Origin of the sequence: Bacteroides sp. D2 (genome assembly GCF_025147085.1) — a bacterium.
Taxonomy (GTDB): Bacteria; Bacteroidota; Bacteroidia; order Bacteroidales; family Bacteroidaceae; genus Bacteroides.
In genome coordinates this window covers 1,588,102-1,610,092 of the sequence record NZ_CP102261.1, presented here as the reverse complement: position 1 = coordinate 1,610,092, position 21,991 = coordinate 1,588,102, and the positions used below count along the sequence as shown (strand labels likewise).

At 41.9% G+C, this 21,991-nt stretch carries 14 protein-coding genes; 1 reads left to right on the top strand and 13 read right to left on the bottom strand.

Annotated features, from left to right (window positions below):
* Position 1 precedes the first annotated feature (1 nt).
* The 4 genes from NQ505_RS05545 to NQ505_RS05530 are packed head-to-tail and all read right to left on the bottom strand — an operon-like array spanning position 2 to position 8,675.
* The gene (locus tag NQ505_RS05545) at positions 2–2,278 is read right to left on the bottom strand and encodes a chondroitinase-B domain-containing protein (protein WP_032854054.1); all 2,277 of its coding nucleotides are present in this window, start codon (positions 2,276–2,278) and stop codon (positions 2–4) included.
* Positions 2,279–2,281: 3 nt separating this feature from the next.
* A complete protein-coding gene (locus tag NQ505_RS05540) occupies positions 2,282–3,967 on the bottom strand; it encodes an IPT/TIG domain-containing protein (protein ID WP_009001243.1) in 1,686 nt (561 codons plus the stop codon).
* Between the two features lie 21 nt (positions 3,968–3,988).
* Positions 3,989–5,506, bottom strand: a complete 1,518-nt coding sequence (locus tag NQ505_RS05535; protein WP_009001244.1) for a RagB/SusD family nutrient uptake outer membrane protein — start codon at positions 5,504–5,506, stop codon at positions 3,989–3,991.
* Between the two features lie 13 nt (positions 5,507–5,519).
* Positions 5,520–8,675 (bottom strand): SusC/RagA family TonB-linked outer membrane protein, encoded by a 3,156-nt coding sequence (locus NQ505_RS05530; protein WP_004324074.1) that lies wholly within the window; start codon positions 8,673–8,675, stop codon positions 5,520–5,522.
* 240 nt (positions 8,676–8,915) lie between these two features.
* On the opposite strand from NQ505_RS05530, the gene NQ505_RS05525 reads away from it, so the two are divergent.
* On the top strand, positions 8,916–9,635 hold the full coding sequence (locus tag NQ505_RS05525) for a FadR/GntR family transcriptional regulator (protein ID WP_009001245.1): 720 nt from the start codon (positions 8,916–8,918) through the stop codon (positions 9,633–9,635).
* Positions 9,636–9,719: 84 nt separating this feature from the next.
* Here NQ505_RS05525 and NQ505_RS05520 read toward each other — a convergent pair whose 3' ends face one another.
* The 9 genes from NQ505_RS05520 to NQ505_RS05480 form a co-directional block, all read right to left on the bottom strand.
* Positions 9,720–10,205 carry an HU family DNA-binding protein gene (locus NQ505_RS05520; protein WP_009001246.1) on the bottom strand — a complete coding sequence of 162 codons (486 nt, stop codon included), beginning with the start codon at positions 10,203–10,205 and terminating at the stop codon, positions 9,720–9,722.
* A gap of 199 nt (positions 10,206–10,404) precedes the next feature.
* Positions 10,405–11,199 carry an endonuclease/exonuclease/phosphatase family protein gene (locus NQ505_RS05515; protein ID WP_009001247.1) on the bottom strand — a complete coding sequence of 265 codons (795 nt, stop codon included), beginning with the start codon at positions 11,197–11,199 and terminating at the stop codon, positions 10,405–10,407.
* Positions 11,200–11,260: 61 nt separating this feature from the next.
* Positions 11,261–12,640, bottom strand: a complete 1,380-nt coding sequence (locus NQ505_RS05510) for an SMP-30/gluconolactonase/LRE family protein (protein WP_009001248.1) — start codon at positions 12,638–12,640, stop codon at positions 11,261–11,263.
* 17 nt (positions 12,641–12,657) lie between these two features.
* Positions 12,658–13,491: an endonuclease/exonuclease/phosphatase family protein gene (locus NQ505_RS05505; RefSeq protein WP_009001249.1), complete on the bottom strand. Its 834-nt coding sequence runs from the start codon at positions 13,489–13,491 to the stop codon at positions 12,658–12,660.
* A 26-nt stretch (positions 13,492–13,517) separates the two neighbouring features.
* Positions 13,518–14,246, bottom strand: coding sequence for a DUF3823 domain-containing protein (locus NQ505_RS05500; protein WP_009001250.1), 729 nt, complete (start codon positions 14,244–14,246; stop codon positions 13,518–13,520).
* 32 nt (positions 14,247–14,278) lie between these two features.
* Positions 14,279–16,219 (bottom strand): RagB/SusD family nutrient uptake outer membrane protein, encoded by a 1,941-nt coding sequence (locus NQ505_RS05495; protein WP_009001251.1) that lies wholly within the window; start codon positions 16,217–16,219, stop codon positions 14,279–14,281.
* A 14-nt stretch (positions 16,220–16,233) separates the two neighbouring features.
* Positions 16,234–19,401, bottom strand: a complete 3,168-nt coding sequence (locus NQ505_RS05490) for a SusC/RagA family TonB-linked outer membrane protein (protein WP_009001252.1) — start codon at positions 19,399–19,401, stop codon at positions 16,234–16,236.
* Between the two features lie 8 nt (positions 19,402–19,409).
* On the bottom strand, positions 19,410–20,570 hold the full coding sequence (locus NQ505_RS05485; RefSeq protein WP_009001253.1) for a glycoside hydrolase family 130 protein: 1,161 nt from the start codon (positions 20,568–20,570) through the stop codon (positions 19,410–19,412).
* 166 nt (positions 20,571–20,736) lie between these two features.
* On the bottom strand, positions 20,737–21,984 hold the full coding sequence (locus tag NQ505_RS05480) for an MFS transporter (RefSeq protein WP_009001254.1): 1,248 nt from the start codon (positions 21,982–21,984) through the stop codon (positions 20,737–20,739).
* Positions 21,985–21,991 lie beyond the last annotated feature (7 nt).

Here is a 21,991-nt window from a genome sequence, read left to right as displayed (position 1 = left end):
GTTATTGCGGAAGCGAATTCTTTTTCAAACCAATAGAGAGTTTTTCCAATTCGCTGCCCGGCACTGGAGTATAATTGTATGCGTCGGCATTGATATATGCGGGACGGATATTATACATTTTTCCTTGTATAGCTTGGGAAGTGGTAGTTACCATTCTGCCGGAGTTCCACAGGTTACAGTTGGCTATGCGAACTTTTTCCCAAGTGGCCTCATCCAAACGGATGGTTGCTCCTCCGCGTCCGCTGTTGTCAAAATTACAATTCTCTACTGTCAGTACTTGTGGACCAATCAGGCGCATCACGCTTCCACGCTCTTTGTTACAACAGTCTGCGAAGTTACAATGTCTGATAGTGATATAAGGGCCAGCCGTACTTTCATCACTTCCTCCACGATAAATATTGATAGGTAACCCCAGCAAACGATAGAAAGAACAGTTTTCAATCAGCATATCATCCGCATTGTAACGACCGATATCGTCTTTCTCGGCGGCATAGTTGATGGCATCTCCGGATAAGTCGCGGAAAAAGCAGTTTTTGATTGTCACACTCTTGGCGAAAGTGGCTTTCGTTCCTTTGATGGCAAAGAAGCCGCCCTCTCCGAAGTTCTGAAATTCGCAACCGTCTACTGTCAGTGTATAAGGTTGTATCATATCGGTGGCTGTAGAAATTCCCGCTTTAGCCAAGGCTTTACCGGGTTCCAGCACTCCGTCAAATGCGATATTCTCAATAATCAGTTCACCACCGTCGGCGATGGTTACCATGTTATCCGGTTTCTCTCCGTTGAAACGAACCAATGGTTTATTGGCTGCGTTGGCAGCGCGAATTGTCAGCGGTTTATCGATGAACATGGCGCTTTGGATAGGATAGGTACCCTCAACCAGAACAATAATCCCACCCGGTTCTGCTGAACGAATGATTTCAGAAAGATCAGTTCCCGGAGCTGCGTTGTATTCCTTATGAGTCTTTGCAGATGGTTGCGCTACCCGGTTTTCAAACCAGGAAGCACCTTTATCCTTACGTATTGCGACCTGATCCGGCAACTGGGGAACCTTTAGTTTCTCCGTAGTAAATCCCGGAGCCGAATAGTTCTTTGCCAGTTGCACTTTATTGCCTTTGAACTGAATACCTGATACATCATCAACGGCTATGTAAGGTTGAGACAGTTCCTTATTTATTATGATATTATCCGTAAAGCTCACATTGTCCGGTGCAAGGGTACGTTCCATGTCTTTGCCTGTGCCGAATTCGATATTCGTACAGTCTACGAAAGTATTACGGTACATCTTCACGTCAACTACCTGGCAATAACGGTTAGGCAACGAATTAGGTACGGCATCCATCACTCCCAAAGCAGAGAAGAAACGGGTTCCTGCCAGACCGACCAAGGTATTGTCATAAATCTGATGCCCGGCATTGACTACGCGAATACCGCCTGTGTTACGGAGTCCGTTGCCAATAAACAGGTTATTATTAACCGTGTTACGGTCACCGTGTCGCAGTGCTACTACTCCCTCACATTCCAGCAAGATATTGTTCCGAATCACATTATCGCTGGATTTTATAGAGATTACTTCCACTTCGCCGGAACAGCGTTCGAACAGGTTATTTTCAATTACTGTGTTCGAGGAACTGTATGCCTGTTGGGAAGTCCCCACACGCATGGTTTCCGCACCGTTCGAACCGTACACCGGCCTCTCTCCGAAATAATTATGGTCTATCTGATGATGATTTTCCAGACAACGTTCATCGTTGAGGATGACAATCAATGTCACCCCCAAATTAAGTTTTCCTGTCAATGAGCAATGATCTACACGATTATGACGACCATAAAGCAAGATATAGCTGTAAGCCTGGTCCCGACGGGACGGATTGAATCCGTCTATCACACAATTTGTCAGGCGGCAGTGATTGGCCAGTTCCTGTCCGTTGCGGAATTCTATCACAGAACCTTTGGGAGCGTATCCATCTGTAAAATGTAATCCACCGACAGACATCCACTCTCCTGCTATCCGCAAAGTAGAGCCTCCCTCAATTTTTACTTTTCCAGGATTCAAGGCTTCTATCTTGATAGGAGCTTTCTCGGTTCCCTTACCTGTCCACTTCAACTGCATGTCTTTATACTGACCGTCTTTGATATAAATCTGGTCACCCGGTTGTGCAGCCTTCAGGCAGGAGGCTACTTCGGGAAGTGTCACATCATATCTCTTTGCAAAAGAGGTGAAAGGAAGCCCGATAAGTAAGGAGGCTATAATCGCTTTATGTATCTTTCGTGTCATCATTGGTTATTGAACTTTTGAGTAATCATAGTCTTTCTTCTGCCAGTACATATCAAATTCAATGGAACTGGATGAAGGAGCATTGGTGTTATTGTACATTTTAAAGTCAATCGTCTTTATATGTAGTAATCCAATACGTTTCACGTTATCAGCGACATTAGACGTCGAACCATTTACATTATAATATAATATAAGCAAGACGGCACCTACATTCACTTTTTGCTCTTTTCCCACTTCAAAAATACCAGGTGCCCATACATCTGTGTTTATTGATGTTTTCATGCTCGAAATGCTAAATCCACGACAAGTTTTAGCTTCAATATCTATCGGGAAGGTAGTTTCATCAATATTATCCAACGTACCGTTTTTCACTTCATCTATCAATGCTTTATAACCGGACTTAGTTGGGTCTAAGTATAAGAAAGTCAATACCGGAGTACCATAACAGTTTCCATTGATTCCTGGCACCCTATTCTCATCTGCCGAATTATTTATCATATAAAAATTCTTCAACTGTCCATTAGAACCCGCGGGGCTATTGATTTGCAATGTTCCTGCATTAACACCCGAGAAGAAGAAATAAGGATTCACAGAATTATATTCACTTTCAGAGACAGCCGGTTTATTATTTGCAGAACAAGTTGCAGCCTTGTATTGGTAAGATATTGGATCTACTTTTGTTCTCCAATCCGCATTTGCATACACCAATCCTGTTTCCGGAGAGAAGAATGAAGATAATTCTTCTACGTCACGGCCTTGTGCATATACTTTCTTGTTCTCCCAGAAATAAACGAAAGGCACTTTGACTACAAATGCATCTGTCAGAGTATGCACCTCACGTCCGTCAAAATAAGAAATCTTCAATGCCATCGTATTATCTCCATCCACATAGTTTTCCGACGAAGGTACGGCAAATTTCAGTTCATTCTCTGTTTGAAGAGCAATATTACATTCAATGGTCCCCAATATTACTTTATCAATCTTATTCAAATAAGTACCATTCAGAACGACTATATCTCCTATGTTTGCAGGTTCAAAAGAAGAAGTAGTAACATTCGGTTCATAACGTGCCACGGTCATCTGTGGTGCAGATTCAATCGGAGTTTCCACCTGTGACGTACCATTGAAATATCTGAATGTAATAGCAGCTTTATCACTTTCTACATAAGGAATCTTCACTAAGATTTCATCCTCATTCTGCGAAAGTATGCTAGCCTCGTTTCCAGTAGTATGTCCTTCAGCTGTAAAAAGCACAGCACTGATTACGTTCATATGGGAACCTGAAATCAACAGTTTATTACCCATCTCTACCTCGGTAGGCATTCCCGTTGAGGAAATAGTGGGAGCCGGATATTCAATGGTAAAATTGCCTTCTGAAACTCCTTCGCCAACTGAATTACTTAATACAATTTTTCCGCTCTTTGCATTACCGGTCACTTTGAGTGATAAACGCTCATTGGACACTTTTTGAAGTATCGTGACTTTTTCTCCTCCAATTGTCGCACTGACCACATCGTCCAGATACTCTCCGGTAACTACGATTTCACTTCCGATGCTTCCACTCTCCGGTGAGAAAGATACGATTTGTGGCGCACTGACCACAACGTCTTTCATGGATATAGAATCACAACTGGTCCAAAAGATAACACATGCAAATAAGGATGCAAGGCTCCATTTTCTATATTGTTTCATATTCGTATTCATTTTAAGAGATTAATAACCCGTATTCTGTGCAATATCCGGATTGATGTTGATTACACTTACCGGAATCGGGAGGAATGTCTGCCAATCAGCAATATCATTCACGACATAGGTATATTCCGAATAGAAAGTCTCACTTTTGAAATAATTATTCACTGTTTGAGCAGCCGTACCCCAACGGAGCATATCGAACCAACGCTGGTTTTCAAAAGCAAGTTCCAGTCTTCGTTCATTACGTACGGCTTCTCTGAAGTCGTAACGGTTAGAAAGATCGGCCAACGTATAAGTTGAAACACCGGCACGTTCGCAAATCATATTCAGATATTTCAAGTTATCAGCAGACGGACCCGATATTTCATTCGTCAGTTCTGCGTACAACAATGCGATATCGCCTACACGGATAATCGGCCAGTCACTCTCACCATCATACTGCGTAGACACAGGATTTGTGTACTTCTTGCAATAACGGCAGTTACCCGTAGTCACCCATTCTTGAGTAGTCGAGTTAAAGTACTTCTGGGCAATATTTACATCCAGGCGTTTGTCTGTTGCGCCTCTCATTGTATAGGCAGTAATGATATTATCACTTGGAGTATTATAGCCGGAAGAAGTTCCTATAATCACATTTGCACCATTATTGACCGGAGCAAACATATTACCGAATGGAGAACCGAGTCCTACATTACCCGAAAGATAACGGGCTGCAAAAATGATTTCCTTGTTCATCTCATTTGTGATGTCGAATATCTTATTATATGCTACCAGATCAGCACCTGTCTGCGGATTACCTACGGCAGCACTTTCAAGTACTTCCTTGCATAACTGTGCGGCACGGGCATACTTGGCGTCTCCCGATTTATAATGAGTCGCATACACTTTTGCCAACAATGCTTTAGCAGCATTTCTGTCTGCACGCCCCATATCTGCATCCGCCATTCGTTCAGGCAACATTCCATTATCAAGAATCCGTTCCAGATCACCCTCAATCAGTGCATAAACCTCTTCTACCGTAGAACGCTGCATATCACGGGCTACATCTGACGGAACCTTGGAAGTAACCATAAACACAGGACCCCATAAACGAACAAGATTAAAATATTCTAAAGAACGGAGAAACAAAACCTCTCCCTCATATTGATTCCGGGTAGTTTCATCTTCTACCACATCAAGATATGAAATCGCATTATTGACACGGGCAATCGTTGCATAACAAGAATTCCAATACTCTTCCACCCATTGGTGCTCTGCCACGATAGTTCCCTGGTCAAGCTGTTCAACCAGTTTCGTAGTGCTGGCGGAAGAACCAGTAGCATACATACGTCCATTATCCGAACGTAATTCAGTCATTGCCCATTCATAATACATCACGTCATGAAGAGAATTATAGCAACCAAGTACCAGATTATTCACTGAAGAAGCATTTTTCACATATTCATCCGCAGCAACTTCCGAATAGGGATACTTGTCCAAATCACAAGATGCAAACAGTAACGTTACTAACAGTAATCCTATATAATTTACCTTTTTCATCGTTCACTTTCCATTAAAAGTTAATATCAAAACCTGCGGAGATAGTACTGGTCAATGGGAATCCACCGCGCTGATATCCCGAAATCATAGAGCTTGAGTATTGAGAAGAAGTCAGGCGGGATTCCGGATTGATACCCTTATAACTGCTTCCCCAAATGTAGAGCAAGTTACTACCGGACACATAGAAACGTACACCCGACAGTTTCAACTTACGCGCAGCCGTACTTGGCAATGTATATCCCAATGTGAAGTTTCTCAAACATGCATAAGAAGCATCCTGCAAAGGATAATCAGTCAAACAGATATCATATCCCAACTTCAGATAAGGTACTTTTCCGTTACCCGGATTTTCTGCACTTACCCAACGATCCTTGGTGTAAGCTTTGTTCCATTTCACTGTCTCATTGTAATAAACGTCACCATTGTAAACGTCAATTCCTTGTACTCCCTGAATCAGGAACGAAATATCAAAATTCTTAATCTGGAATGTGTTCGTGATTCCCCATGTAAAATCCGGATACGGATTACCCAAAGGAACACGGTCTTCAGGAGTCAACGAACCGTCATTGTTGGTATCTACGATACGCAATCCACCCGGTACGTCATTCGAGAAGTGAGGATTCGCATTGATTTCCTCCACGCTATTCCATACACCATTCGTTTTATATCCATAAAATTGAATCAACGGTGAGCCAACTTTAGCAATGTAACACTCGCTTCTTTCCCCCTGATTGATAACCTGTTGTTCACCTCCCAGCTCCAGCAATTTATTGCGCGACAAGGAGAAATTTATATTTGTATCCCATGAAAACTTACGATTCTTGATATTGTGCGTATCGATCTGTATTTCCACACCCGAATTACGTACCTTTCCAATATTATTCCAATAATAACTATATCCGGTGAATGACTGTGTAGGCTGCTCAAACAACAGAGCACGAGTCACAGAGTAATAAGCATCTATCGAAAGATTAATCCGGTTCTTGAAGAATCCCAGATCCAGACCATAGTTGAATTCATCTGTCTTCTCCCATGTAATGTGAGGATTAGCAAGCGAAGAAGATATATTTGCCGAACCATTAACCAGTTGTCCATTACCAGTACCTGTCACATAGTTCGCACTGTTCAATACTTCAAGAGCTGCATCATAACTGATACGGTTATTTCCCGTCACACCGTAAGAAGCACGGAGTTTCAAATTAGAAATAACTTCGATATTCTTCATAAACTTCTCCTCATTCACACGCCAGCCCAACGATACAGAAGGGAACCAGGCATTGCGATTTCCTTTCGAGAACAAGGAAGAACGGTCCAGACGTAAAGAAGTAGACAAGAGATAACGACCCAAATAACTGTAATTGATACGTCCCAAATAAGACTCTAATACCACATCCGGATAACGGAAAGTTCCCGTACCATCAGTATTCCCATTCCCTTTACTTGCCAATGAATAAACAGTTGCCGCATTCAGCGTATGAACATCATCAGTAGCAAATCCTGTTGCAGTCATGGCTACTCGCTGGTTGCGAGTGGACTCCACAGTATAACCCAACAAAGCATCAATGCTATGAGCATTATTTCTTCCGAAATCAATGTGATAATTCAATGTATTCTCGCTCAACAAATCTACATAGAGTGTGCTAAAATAAGTAGCTCTGCTCTCTTCTTTATCTTTTGTCGCGTCTTTATTACCATAATAGTAAGACGGGCTAAAACGGACATTCAAACCATTGGACGTCTTGAATTGCAACCCTTTACAAAGATCAATAGTCAGATACATACTTGCCAAACCCTGCATGGACTCACTCCAACGAGAAGTATTAGCCATCACACTACGGGGATTATTATTGGCTGACGAGAAAGGAGATGATTTCTCCAGCGTCGGATTTCCCTCCGCATCCGGTGTACCGGTAGGAGTCATGATATTATTGAAATGACTACCTCTTGCAAAACCTGAATACCCTGTCATTTCAGTACTCCAATCATTATGATAAACAGGAAGAAAAGACGGAGTACGATAGAAATCTATAAAATTATTTTTCGGACGTTCTGTTTTGGTATAAGTCCCGGATAAGTTGACCCCTACACTAACAATATTCGAGAGTTTGGCATCCAATTTCGTACGGAAATTCAATTTATCCAATGAGTTCTGCAACATCACACCCTCATCTTTGGTATAGGCAGCCGAAATAAAGTACTTCGTTTCTTTACGTCCACCGGAAACGCTCATCTGCACATTGGTAATACCTGCCATATCGCGCAATCCCTCTTTCTGCCAGTCGGTAGTCCCCATCTGACTTTCCAGATAAGCAGCGCCACGAGCTGCCGCCGGTACAGACGGACCTCCCATTTCTGCTTCCTGCGTCAACAGATTCAACCACTCGGAAGAAGTCATCATATCGTGCAACTGATAAGCATACTTAAATCCCTGATAGAACTTGAACGAATATTTCGGTTTATCGGGAGTACCGCTTTTGGTGGTTACCATGATAACACCATTTGCCGCACGTGACCCATAAATAGCGGCAGAAGCCGCATCTTTCAATATTTCAATAGACTTCACATCTGCCGCATTGATAGATGAAAGTCCACCGGCTACCGGAAAACCATCAATAATCACCAACGGCTCACTTTCAGCCGAGATGGAACCTGTTCCACGGACACGGATAGACGGTGTCACACCGACTTCAGACGTTTCATTAGAAACGGTAAGTCCGCTCATAGAACCTTGCAAAGCAGTAGTCATATCACTCACAGGAGCATTAATCAGTTTCTCACCTTCCAATTTAGAAATCGAACCCGTTAAATGAGACTTAGCCTGTGTACCGTAACCGATTACCACCACATCATCCAGCATCTTCGAATCTTCTTCCAACGTCACATTGACAACGGTGCGTTTGCCTACCGCCTCTGCCTTATCAACGTAACCGATATACGAATAAACCAAAATGGTCTTTGAGTTAGGAACTTTAATGGAATATTTACCTTCAGCGTCTGTCACAGTACCTGTAGGAACAGCAGCATCTTTAATTGTCACTGAAGCCCCGATTAACGGACCTTGTTCATCTATCACCTTACCAGTAACTACATGCTGGGAGTAAACGTTCAATGCTCCAACTAACAACAAGAGCACCAATACGACTTTTTTAAAATGCAGAAGTTTGTTCATAGATTAGCGTTTTAATTTCTGTGACAAACGTAACGATTAAAATTGGTAAACCAAAATTTTGGTCTACCAATTATTATTTATTAACAATACTAAATGAACATCTAATAAACAGTACTTTATTCGTACCTCTTTATAAAAAGGGAAAAGAATATTTTTGCTGTAAAGCTTTACTTTGAAAGATAATATTCGTACTTTTACACCCGAATTAAGAAAGAAAACCTTTTAAAATTTTTATATCTTATGAAGGACGAAGTAAATTCGCAACCAGTTAAACTTGTCATCGAGCACATAAAAAAACAAATCGCAGAACGTCAAATTCTGCCTGGTGAACGTCTACCGTCTGAACGGAAATTATCGGAACTGCTGAAGGTTAGCCGTTCCCATGTTCGTGAAGCTTTGCAAAAGATGGAGTTGTATGGTATTGTAAAAACATATCCTCAAAGTGGAACAGTGGTTTCCGAGTTCTCCAAAGATCAATTGGATACCATGATTACCGATGCTTTAAAGATAAGCAAATATGACTTTTCCAGTTTGGTATATGTACGCGTTCTGTTAGAGATCGAGGTCTGCAAGCTGTGTGCATCAAACCGTACAAAAGAGGATTTGGAGAATATTGAAAAAACACTTATCGAATTGGAAGAAAAGTTTGACACAGAGCTTCGTGTTGAGAAAGATTTTGCGTTTCATCAAGCAATTGCACAAGGTGGACACAACCCGGTAATTAGTTCACTCTTGCTTATCATTACTCCTGATATATTAAAATATTATCAAAAATATAAAGTCTGCGCTGTTCCACAAAAAACAGTTCATGCAGAACATAGAGAAATGTTGCAAAAGATAAAAGATAAAGACAAGGACGGGATGAAAGAACTGGTACTTCGCCACTTGTCCAACCTGATTGATTTTGCCAAATTATCAGCTAAAGGAGAGATCCCTGAATTCGAATACGGGCATATCTAAAAAGCAAAAGAAAGCAATAAAAAATAATAGAGGAAGACATTTGTTCTCCTCTATTATTTAATATTATAACAGCCACTCTTTCAATTAAGCTGCCGGATCGGGAGCTTCCCCTTGATTGCCGCCCGGATTTTCGCCATTGCCAGGATCAGAGCCACTATTACTGCCACTTGTTGCCACAACATCCAATGGTACATATTTTGAGATACTCATCTTATTCAACATCGTTTTTAACTGGGTTCCCGGAGTAAAAACTATTTCTCTCACTATGATATTGCTACTATCGACATCCTTAGCTTCTATACCACTTTTAGCGTTAAAAGTAGGACGAAGTGTACCGAACTCACCTAACTTCACCGTTTTTCCCTCATCCATATATCCTTCCAATGAATCAAGCAGACCATCTAAGACTAATTTAACCTGACCACAATGAGTGCTACAAATCAATGATACATTTTTACACAATTTCGAAAAATCAATCACTCCGTCACTCACCGGAGCAGCAACATACTTCTTAGTTTTGGTTTCATCGAAATTAAAGACCCTTTCTTTTACTGCATACCGTAATCCCATAATTTTAAGTTTTAAATTATTTCATAAAAATGTTGTTTTGTGATCACGATGCAAAGATACAGCAGGAAAAAACCGTCGAAGTGCTTTAATGGTGCTTAACTACTCGTTAATCTAAAATAGTCCTTTTAGACAAATATTCGTGTAAGCCACCAGCACGATCTTCTTTCCATTGGAAACAACCTCAACTGGAAGGTTAATCTTATTTGATAAGATAAGTAGCCACTACCGGATAATGATCCGATTCTTTATCTGCCCAATAACAAACATTGTACGCCTTTACTGTAAAGGCTTCATTCGGAGCATAAATCAGCCAGTCGCAGGTATAAGTCGGACTTGGAACGGGCACCGTCCACGGAGCAGCATCACTCAAACAGTTTACTGTGAAATACTTTTGAAAAACAGCCATGGTAGCAGAACCACGACGGGAGTTCAAATCCCCACCGAGGATGATTGGTTTGTCCAGTTGTTCCATACAAGCAAGAATCTCATCAATCTGTTTCAGACGGGCAGCATCTTCGTACTCATGGTCCAGATGTGTCGTAGCAAAATAAAATTCTTTGCCCTCTTTCATCACTTTTACATAACCAAACGAACGAACGTAGTCGTTTTCCTTCAATACACTCAATTTAAAGCTTTTCTCTTCCGAAATCGGAAACTTGGAAAGAATTACATTTCCATAGTCTCCTCCGGTAGGAATATCAAGTGCGTGGGCAAAATAATAATACTTCATGCCTGTCAGTACCGATAATCTTTCAGGAGTATCCCAGGGATTAATCTCTGTATTTCTTTCTATTTCCTGAAGTGAAACAATGTCGGGATCTTCCAGTTTTATAACCTCGGCTATTTTATCAATACCTTGTTTGCGCCCACTGTAAGTATTGTAAGTCATCGCTTTTACTGTAACTTCTTTCTGCTTATTTTTGTCTCTCTGCGCCATCACAGGGGACAACAGACAGCATACCAGAAATAACAAAATGCATATTCTGAAATTCATATATCGTCAATTAGTGAGTGAATGTTATCCTTCAAAACAATCTTTTTTACCTAATACCCTATTAATCCTTTTCTATCTTGCGAATCTTATGATTCCAATAATCTGAAACATACAATGCACCGTCGAGCCCGAATTGCAGTCCTTCCGGATGATTGAATTGTGCCTTATCCAATGGCCCATCCGTAGTACCGGAAGTACCTGTACCTGTATAACTTGTCACTACTCCATCAGGTGTAATTTTCGCGATACGATGCTTTTTACGGACTGCCACATAAATATTACCTTCTTCATCCAAATCCATCTGACAAGGCTCCTCAAGTCTGGCATCGTTTCCTTGCCCTTCTACAAAGCCTGTTTTATCATACTGTCCAATCCAAATATGAAGATTAGAAAATAATCCGGTCACCATATCATAATCCCCTTTATAAATCACATCCTTCTCCTGTGAACTCATATACACTGTAGTTCCTGCCTTATCGAAAAGGATACAACGGATCTTCACTTTCGATGCATTCTTTCCGTCCGCATCGGGAAGTTGTTGTCCGGTAGTCACCATCGTATTCTGTTCCGGATCATATTTGTAAATCATGGCATTTCCATGAGCTACGGAAAAAACTTCTCCCGTAACAGGATGTACGCCCACATTGGTAACACCGTTACCTAAAGACGAAGTTATCGACCATATTGCAGCAAGACTTCCAGTATCATACTGATGCGCATCATTACTCCATGACATAGTGGCAATATGTGCGCTTCCAGAGCCATTCGCATCATTAGACAAGAACAAAGTGTTGCCATCCAGTGAGAAAGCGATATTCATCATTCTAAATGCAACTCCACCCGTTGCGTCCCCACGAAGAAAAGTAGCTACTTGATTATCTTTCGCAATACGAATATCACGGTCATCGTCTTCCACAATATACAAAGTGCCTTCCTTATCAAAGGCTATAGAACCCGGTTTCCAAAGGACTGCTTCCATCAAGGAACCCTCTTTTTTCTCTGTTTTGGCAGCAGGAACATAGCTGCCGATATACGAGCTTACAATAGGAGACTGAGAATATTCGAATTCCGTTTTATAAGTCAGTTCCTGAATGTTTTCCCCCTGACCGATATATATTTTCACCGGACCGGAGCCAGAACCTCTCTGCACATTGGCAGTAATAATATTCCCCAAAGCACCTGTCACCTCTGCATCTACTCCGTTGACCGTCACTCGGATATTATCCAAGTCCGTACCAAAATGAGTACCATATAAAGTCAGGCTAGTAGACTTTCCACCTGCCGTCGGAGTATACATCGTAATCTTAGGAGTAACTTCACCTTCTCCGATTTCAGGCGTCATATCCTGCCGATTCTCATCTTCGCAACCAGCAAAACCTACTGCCCCAAGCAATAGTGTATATATAGAAAATCGTTTCAAATGATGAATCAATGTTTTCATGTTTCTATCTTTTTAGATTAATCGTTTATACTGAATGTAGCTACTACCGGAAAATGGTCTGATTCTACATAAGCATCATAATACACATCATAAGCCTTCGGAGCCATTCCTTTATCCGGGGTATACAACACGAAGTCAATAGCCTTTACCGGAACGGGAGTTCCGGTCGTCAATCCATAGTTCCCGTTCAGGCAACCAATATCAAAACGCTCATACAATATCTTCATCGGACCCGAATCAGCCAACGCATTAAAGTCGCCGGTCAATATCATCGGGGCATCCATCCCCTTCGTTTTTTCCAGAATAGTTGAAGTCTGATTGATACGGTTGGTTTCATTACCGACATGAGACAAATGAGTTACTCCGAAATAGAAGTTCTTCCCCTCTTTTTCTGTTTTCACGACTCCCATAGAGCGTGGATAAACATCTTCCACGGTCTCTATTCTCGGTAAATCATAATTCACCTCGTCGCTTATCGGATATTTTGAGAGAATCAGATTACCGTATTCTCCACCATCCACATCACGGGTTTTAACGAAGAAAGCATATTGCATTCCCGTCACCTCCTTCATCAAAGCAATAATATCCGCATTCTCCACCTTATTGGTTTTCGTTTCAAACTCCTGTAAACCAGCCAGATCCGGATTTATCTTTTTAATCACTTGAGCAATAGCCTCCATTCCTTTCTTTCCAGAATAAACTTTCTGGCCGCTGTATATATTGTAGGACATGACTTTTACCAGTACTCCATCCTTATCGTCAGGAGGAGTTACACCATCATCATCCGAACTGCAGCCGATAAACAAACCGTTTATCAACAGTACCAGTAATAAATAGAATTTATGTTTCATTGTTACATTCTTTTTTATCGTTTACCTTATCTGATATCATTCACAGTTACTTCCACCACCCGGCTATAGTTCACATACGGTTTGCTTTCCGCCGTTACCGTAGCCGCAACACGCACGTATACCCGATTCTTATTGGAAACAATCTTATAGTGATTCTCAATAAATTCGGTATCACTCATCAAGTCAATGACATGCGTACCACTGGCCTTTGTTCCCAATGAAGAAAGAGTAGCATGATTAGCATTGTTCACGTCTACTCCCGGAGCATAATTCCAGATAACGGAAACATCTGTCAGTTGCAATGTTTCGTTCGATGTCTTTGCATCGTAGGTAAGTGTCAGTTTATTATCTGCGGATACAGTAACATCAAGACTAATACGCGAAAATGGAATGGTATATAAGTCAACCTGCGTTTGTCCGTTCACGGTGACATATCCCTCACACACTCCAACAAAAGGGCCGTCCTTTGCCTGAATGCGGTAATTACCATTAAATACTTTGGTATGCTCAAATGTCCCATCCTGCCGGGCCCGGAAATCGACCGAAGCAGTAGCTCCGGTGTTCTGCTCATACAAACTCATCATCACCCCACTACTTCCCGGCACAGGCATGGGAATCGGCTCATTCGTTTCCTTGTCATAAATAGTGCCATGCACACCGCCATTCGGCGCATCATAATTGTCGATGTCATTTTCGCATGCTACCATGAAGCAGGCGAATAATGCAGTCAATCCTATATTTATTATTTTATTCATATCGGTTTTTCTTTAACTTATAATTGAACATATCAGTTGCCGTAACCCGGATTCTGCGTCATCAACGGATTTGTACTCAAATCTTCCGCACGGAAAACCGTATAATAGTTCTTTTCGAGGAAAAGACGTTTTCTCTTTTCAGGTACCCCAGTTTCAAATGTGTATTTTCCACTCTTGACATTGTAATATGGACAAAGAGCTGTACCACGGAAATTAGTCAAGCCACCTTTGCTGACATCCAAATGGGCCAGACGCCAACGTTTCAAATCCCAGTAACGATGCTTCTCAAAAGCAAGTTCCACTTTTCGTTCATGGCGAACCTTGTCAAGAGTCAGATCGCCGGCAGTCAACAGCTTGATACCTGCCCTGCCACGGATCTCATTGATATCTTTCAAAGCCACATCCAAATGCTGATTCAACTCCATACAAGCCTCTGCACGATTCAGGTAGATTTCTGCCAGACGGAACACAACCCAAGGAGTAGAAGAACGTTTTGCATCAATATCCGTATAATCCGTCAGACTTTCGTCCAAAAACTTACGCTGATAGAAACCTGTTTTGCTGGCGTCACCTACACTTAATGAACCACCGTCTTTCCCGGAAGTATTGTAAGTCTGTCCGTCGATAACTACCTTATTCTCCTTATCCGGTTGAGCGGAAGCTTCATATTTGGTTCCTATTCCATCCTGTCCGTTGATTACTCCGCGCATCCACTCTATTTTACCACCGCCATATCCTTTATAATCAGCGCCAGGCAAGTAAACGGAACCTAATAAACGAGGATCTTTATTTTTAAAGATGTCATACGAACTGTCGTAGCTAATCGCCTTTCCACCGCTATCCTTCATTTTTAGTTTACCTTCTGTACCGTCGATATATTCAAATTCCTCAACCATTTCCAGAACCGGAGACATACCACATCCCCAACCATCACCACGATATGAGAAAGGAACGTTCAGTTTATCCCACATATGCCCTTTTCCGGCAGCTACATTATACTGTTTCTGAAAAATATACTCTCCATTATCTCCGTTCACTGTCTTAGAAAAAAGATTATAAAAGTTCTGTGCCAGCTCTTCCGGATCCGTACTTGTCGACTTGTACAAGCTATATACACGAGGAACCATCTCATCCAAAATCTTTGATGAAGCTGTATAACATTCGTCAAAGTAACGCTCTGCTTCTGTCTCTGGAATATAAACATAGCCTTTGGAAACGGCTTCCCCCGTCAAGGTAAGTGTTTTAGAGTATTTGGCAATAGTACCGGCATACAATGCTGCACGAGACCACAAAGCCAATACCGCCCCACGATTGGCCCGATATTTGGCATCGCTGTTGCGCACTTCCGGCAATGATCCATAGATGGCTTTACACTCTTTGATTATAAAATCATACGTAGCTGCTTCCGTATCACGAGCCTGATACAGCGCTTGCGTATTTCCGGCGGTGTATTCTTGAGGAATAGTTTGCAAAGGCACACCTCCGTAACGTTTCACCAACCCAAAATACTGCATTGCACGGATAAAGCGAGCTTCTGCTCCAATCTCTTCTTTTTCATCCTCACTCAGCACTGAAGTCTTTTCGATATTCAGCAGGAAGTTATTTACGATACGGATCTGTTTATAACGAGTCACCATATCGTCATTAAATACATAATCGCCATAAGAATAAGTAGAATTTGATTTATCAAATGCACTCTCTTTCTGATAACTGGCCGTAGCCTCATCCGAAAGACTGGTCTGATTCGCCAAATTCGCTTTCTTGCTTCCATACCAATCATCAAACTCATCCAGCTTTAATCCGGAATCATACATATCCGCCAAAACGGCTGTAATTGCTTTCGGATTCTGCCAAATTAGATCCGGAGTGTTAACCCCACTGGTACTTTCACGATTCAGGTAATCATCACATCCCGTCAATCCGAGGATAGATACTCCGGCTATCCATATATATTTCAAATAATTTCTATTCATTGTCTTTATAGATTTTAGAAGGTTACATTCACACCAAAGTTATATGTCTTCATTTGCGGGTAATAGCGCACTCCGCTAGAGTTGCTTTCCGGGTCAACATTCTTCATCAATCCATCACGATTAGTGAAAGTCAGCAGATTGTTGCAGTTGATGTAAAAACGCACACGGTCAATAGCTGCTTTCTTCGTCAATGCTTTAGGTAGTGTGTACCCTAGCTCCAATGTTTTCAGACGCAGATAACTTGCATTGTGCAGTGACCATGAATTACCAGAACGATTATCCGCAACACCCGCTACACGAGCGGCAGGCATATACCCGGAAATCCACTTACTATAAGGATCGGTCGGGTCTTCCCGATGCCAACGGTCGGTCATGATGGCCAGTCCATTACCCAAACCCTGCTGGATAAATGGGTCCAGAATATCCCCACTGACATAAATATCATGACCTGCTGCCCCCTGAAAGAATACCGTCAGGTCGAATCCTTTATATTCTCCGGACATATTCAATCCATAATACATACGTGGAGTAGCACCATGTCCGAGTGGCTGCGTATCGTTATCATCAATAATGCCATCCCCATTATAGTCTTCAAATTTCAGATCACCTGGCATTAATGAACGGTTACCGTCTTTATCCTGAACCGGTGAATTCAAGATTTCCTCGAAACTGGAGAACTGTCCAATAACTTTCTTTCCCCAACGAATATCTTTATAACGACCGTTCGTGTTATTACGCCAATCATCATACATATTGGTAGAAGCAGCTCTCTCTACATAATCATACTTAATCCGGGTAGTAGAGAAATTAGCCGACACATTATAATTGAAGTTACCAATCCGGTTCTTATGTCCAACTACAATCTCAAATCCCGTATTAATATCAGAATTCAGATTCTCCTGCGGCATTGATTCTCCGAAAATAGTAGGTAATGATCCTACACGAGTAGCAGGAAGTCCCGAACGGTTTCTACGGAACCAATCGAATTCTACGGAAATCAATCCTCTATGATAAGAGGCTTCAAAGCCAATATTCATAATCTTTGATTCATACCAGGTCAGCCACGGATTGGCCATACCTACCGTAGTCATACCGGAAGTCACTCCGTTGCTGCCCATAATATAGCTCCCATGAGATGTATATCCATCCAGATATTGAAAAGCGTCGAAGTCTCCTTCATCTCCCACTTTGGCATACGAAGCACGGATTTTCAGGTTGTCCATATCAGGCAACAGTTTCTTGAAAAAGGCCTCTTCGGAAACACGCCACCCTAAAGACACACCTGGAAAAAATCCCCAACGGTTACCTTCACGGAATTTATAGGTTCCATCGTAGCGGAAATTGAACTCAACAAGATAGCGATTGGAAAAATCATAATTCAAACGCCCCACCAGACCGGCATGTGCCGTTTCCTGTGTTTTACCGAAGGCTTCCTGATTGGTTTTATCTCCATAATCCAAGTCAGGAATGAGTCCGATAGCAAAATCACGTGTTCCGGTCACCCAACTTCTTTTGTCATTATACATTTCCCATACCAGCATAGCACCAATATTGTGCTTCTTGGCAAACGTATTATTATAGTTCATTGAGAACTGATAAGTCGGTTTATCATAATTTTCCAGTTTCGATTCCAGATGTGCGGTATTAATCACCTTCTCTATATACTCTTCATTGGCATAATCATAAGTATATTCCGACAAATCTTTCCTCCATGTTTTCCATTCCTTATTTGTATAATCATAAGCAACCAATGCTTTTGCCATCAGTCCTTTCACCCAGGGAAGTTTCCAGGTAATAGCCAATGAGCTGTTAAATTCACGACGCAGACGATCTTCATATCCGCTGTCATCCGAACTGGATACATGTACAGGATTAGCCATATCACCTACCGCTCCCCAATAATCCGGATTATCATTGGCATACATGGAATAAGTCGGGATTGCCATTTGTGCCGAACGGAACAGATTATCGCCGTTATAAGGCTTCTTGCGGTTATCAAACCGTCCGCTCAAACGCAACTCTACGTTCACCCCTTTAGCAACTTCTACACTTAGGTTTGAACGGACATTGTAACGTTGGTAGTTCCAGTCGCCCGAACGGATGATGCCGCCCTGATCCATATATCCGATAGACATATAATATTTCACCTTCTCCGTACCTCCCGTCATGCTCAAGTTATGTGAAGTTTGAGGAGCTGAGCTACGCATGGTTTCATTCCACCAATCCGTACCTGCCGTACCATTCCGGTAAGCTTCCAGCTGCTCCTGCGAGTAAGCAGAAGCTCCGCGCCACGGATTCGCATTATGAATCGCTTCATTGTAAAGTGAAGCATACTCATAGGCATTCATCATTTCCGGATAGCGGGTCACTTTCTGAAAACCTACGTAACCATTATATTCTATCTTTGCCTTTTGCTCCGTTCCTTTTTTAGTAGTCACCAATAAAACTCCATTAGAACCTTTAAAACCGTAAACAGCTGCGGCGGCATCCTTCAGTATGGAAATTGATTCGATGTCATTCGGGTCTAGTTGGGCATAATCACGCTCGATACCATCCACAATCACCAACATACTTCCATATCCGCGAATATCAACAGAAGCTCCGTCATCGCCAGGACTACCACTACGTTGCACGGCACGCAGCCCCGGCAAACGTCCGGCAAGCATATTTGTCACACTAGGAGCTTTTACCTCCATCAACTTATCTGAAGAGATGGCAGCTACCGATCCAGTCACAGAAGCTTTCTTCTGAATACCATAACCTACTACTACCACTTCATCCAACGTTTCCGTATCTTCCTGCAAAGTTACTTTCAATCCGGCTTGTCCGTTTACTTTCACTTCAGCCGTTTTATATCCGATATAGGATATTTGCAACACTCCGTTAGCCGGAACTGACAAAGTGAACTTACCATCCAAATCAGTAATCGTTCCTATACCGGTACTCCCCTTCAACTGTACCGAAGCTCCGATAACAGGTTCTCCATTGGCATCAACCACCACACCCTTTACCGAGATATTCCGTACCGTCTGTTCAACATCTGATATCAAAGGATTTTCTGCATATACCGTGAAAGGTAGACACAAGAACGTCCCTGCCATTAAAGCTGAAACAGTGGCTATCTTCAGCCGGTCATTGAACGACTTTGAGACAACCGTGTTCATTTTACAACCATGTTTCATAGATTAAATTAGTTATGTGTTTTGAGTTTTAAATCCATATTATTATCACATATCGCTACTGCAACCTGCGAATCAGCGCAGCCATAATAGAGATATAGTTTATTTTTGAAGTAAGCCAATCCTTCTATAAATACTGTTCCGTCTTTATATTGACCACTCTTCTCAAAAGCAGCCTCAGGCACAAAGAATGGTTTATCCAAACGACCCAGTACTTGATAAGGATCATCGGCATCGAACAAAAACTGCCCTGCACAATAAGCTCCAGCTGGATATTCCGAATCTCTTTCTTCTTTATATCCGTTCTTACCATTATACAGTAGGACAATACCATCTGTTGTTTTTATGGCAGGAGGACCACACTCTGTCAAACGACTATCAAAATAGCCGCTGCGGGGTTTGGCAATTTCTCTCAATTCATTATTCTCGTTCAATACCGGTGTCCAATCTGTCAGGTTGTCGGAAGTTGCTGCACATACGGCATTTTCCCCCCAATACATAAAATATTTGCCATTCACTTTCTCAATGACAAGTTTTCCATCCTTCACCCCGGTAACAATAGAAGCAGATTTGCTCGCTATATTGGCAAAACGTCCGTTATACGCTTTTGCAAAAGCAAGTCCATGCTTTGTCCAGTTCTTCAGGTCGGTGGAAGTAGCAACTGCCAGACGGGGGAGATGACGATTCCAAGCTGTATAGAGCATTACATATAATCCATCCTCCGTCATTGCCACACGCGGGTCTTCGCAACCTCCTTCCCATTCTATTTCTTTATAATCGTCTTCGGAAGGGAATAATACAGGGGCATCCGATTGTTTCATCGTCACTCCATCCGTACTTTCTGCATAGCCAATGCGGGATGTTCTCTTTCCTATACCTTGCGCTGAATTATCTTCTGCCCGATAGAGTACTACAATCTTTCCATCTTTAACGGTGGCTGCCGGATTGAAAGTATCACTCTCCTCCCATTTTACCAACTGCTTGCGCATCGGGCATTGAAAAGTAGTCGGTTGTGGAGAAATCACCGGATTCACTCCTTCCGGACGAACGAAAGGACCTATTATCCAATGTTCGTTCTGCTCTTCAACAACAGCAGATGTTTGCTTCTGACCCGAGCATCCGGCAAGTGTCATCATACTAATTAAATAGATTACAGCTTTTAGTTTTATCATACGTCATTTTTTAGTTTTTCCGAATCAGTCGTTCCTTGTTTTTCTGTCAGCAAAACTACCCTCGCTCCACAAAAATTGAGTGTACTATATTCTCAAAAGGGTATATAGGTGCTGTACAACATAATAATTCATTCGTTTGCAACGACGATTTAACGATTTTGAAATATTAGCGAATAGCTTGATTCTGTCTGATGATGTTCCGGGCTAATGGATAGGCAATCAACTGCAAAGCTCCCACCAGGATCAATGCATACTTCAATGCAAAATCCTGTGATATGACAAATGCGAGTACCATAAAAAGTATTAGTCCGAAAGCACGTCCCAGAAATAGTCCGAACTCATGGCTTAAAATATAGGTATATTCATTTCTTTTTTCGATTTTTACTACTGCATCGATAGTTTGCATCATAATAGGGTAATAAGGCAAGTCAAACAATGGCTGAAAGATCACCTTACAGAGGACAAAGATAATCACTCCGGTGGCTGAAAACAAGATTCCGTTGAACAGAGTACCGATAAAAAAGACAAGTAGCCCGGCTATAAATACCTTCGACCGGTCTTCAGGTTTGGTTATTCGTCCCAATACATAAACCAAAACAGCTGTCAGTGTACCACTGATTCCCTGTATTAGCCCCAATACGCCTTCATCACCTACTAACTTCAGAACCAGAATAGCAGGAGCGGTCACCAAAAATCCCTGTACCATTCCTTTCAGGGAAGCCAGCAACAACATTTTTTTCCAAAGTGTACAAAACCGGAAATACAGAAAATTCTTCTGCACCGGATTGGCGAACTTACCACGCCATAAAACGGCTACAGCAAACAAAGTCACTATGATTACTCCAACCGTCACCAACCGATAGGCTCCATTAATATCAATCAGGCATCCCATTATTTCCCTGCCATCTATCTGACTGATAAATGCTCCAATCAATAAAGGTACAGTAATCGAAGTAATGGAAAAGAAAAAAGACTCCAGCCCGAAGAAGTAGTTACGACTATCATCTGTCGTGTTATTCAGAGTCAGCAGATAGCGATTAGTCCAGAAGAAGCCCGATGCAGCTCCAAGTACAAATCCGGCTATACCCAATTCCACAAAGCCTAATGACTTTACCAACATCATGGCAAACATCGACAATCCACTAACTAATATCCCTCCTGCATACAGCATCTTCACACTCACATGTCGTAACAAGAAACCATTCACAAATGAGGTAGTAATGATGCCAATGTACATGAAAAGCTGATAAAAAGCCACCGAAACCGGTTCACTGGTATGGCGCATCACATAAGCGCCCACGAAAATCTCAACTACAGGAAGCACCAGCGCATAAAGAAGATTAGTCATCAGCAAGACCCGTACATTAGAAGTTTGCTGTTTGAAGAACTGATACTCTCTTTTTAGTTTATTCATTATCCAT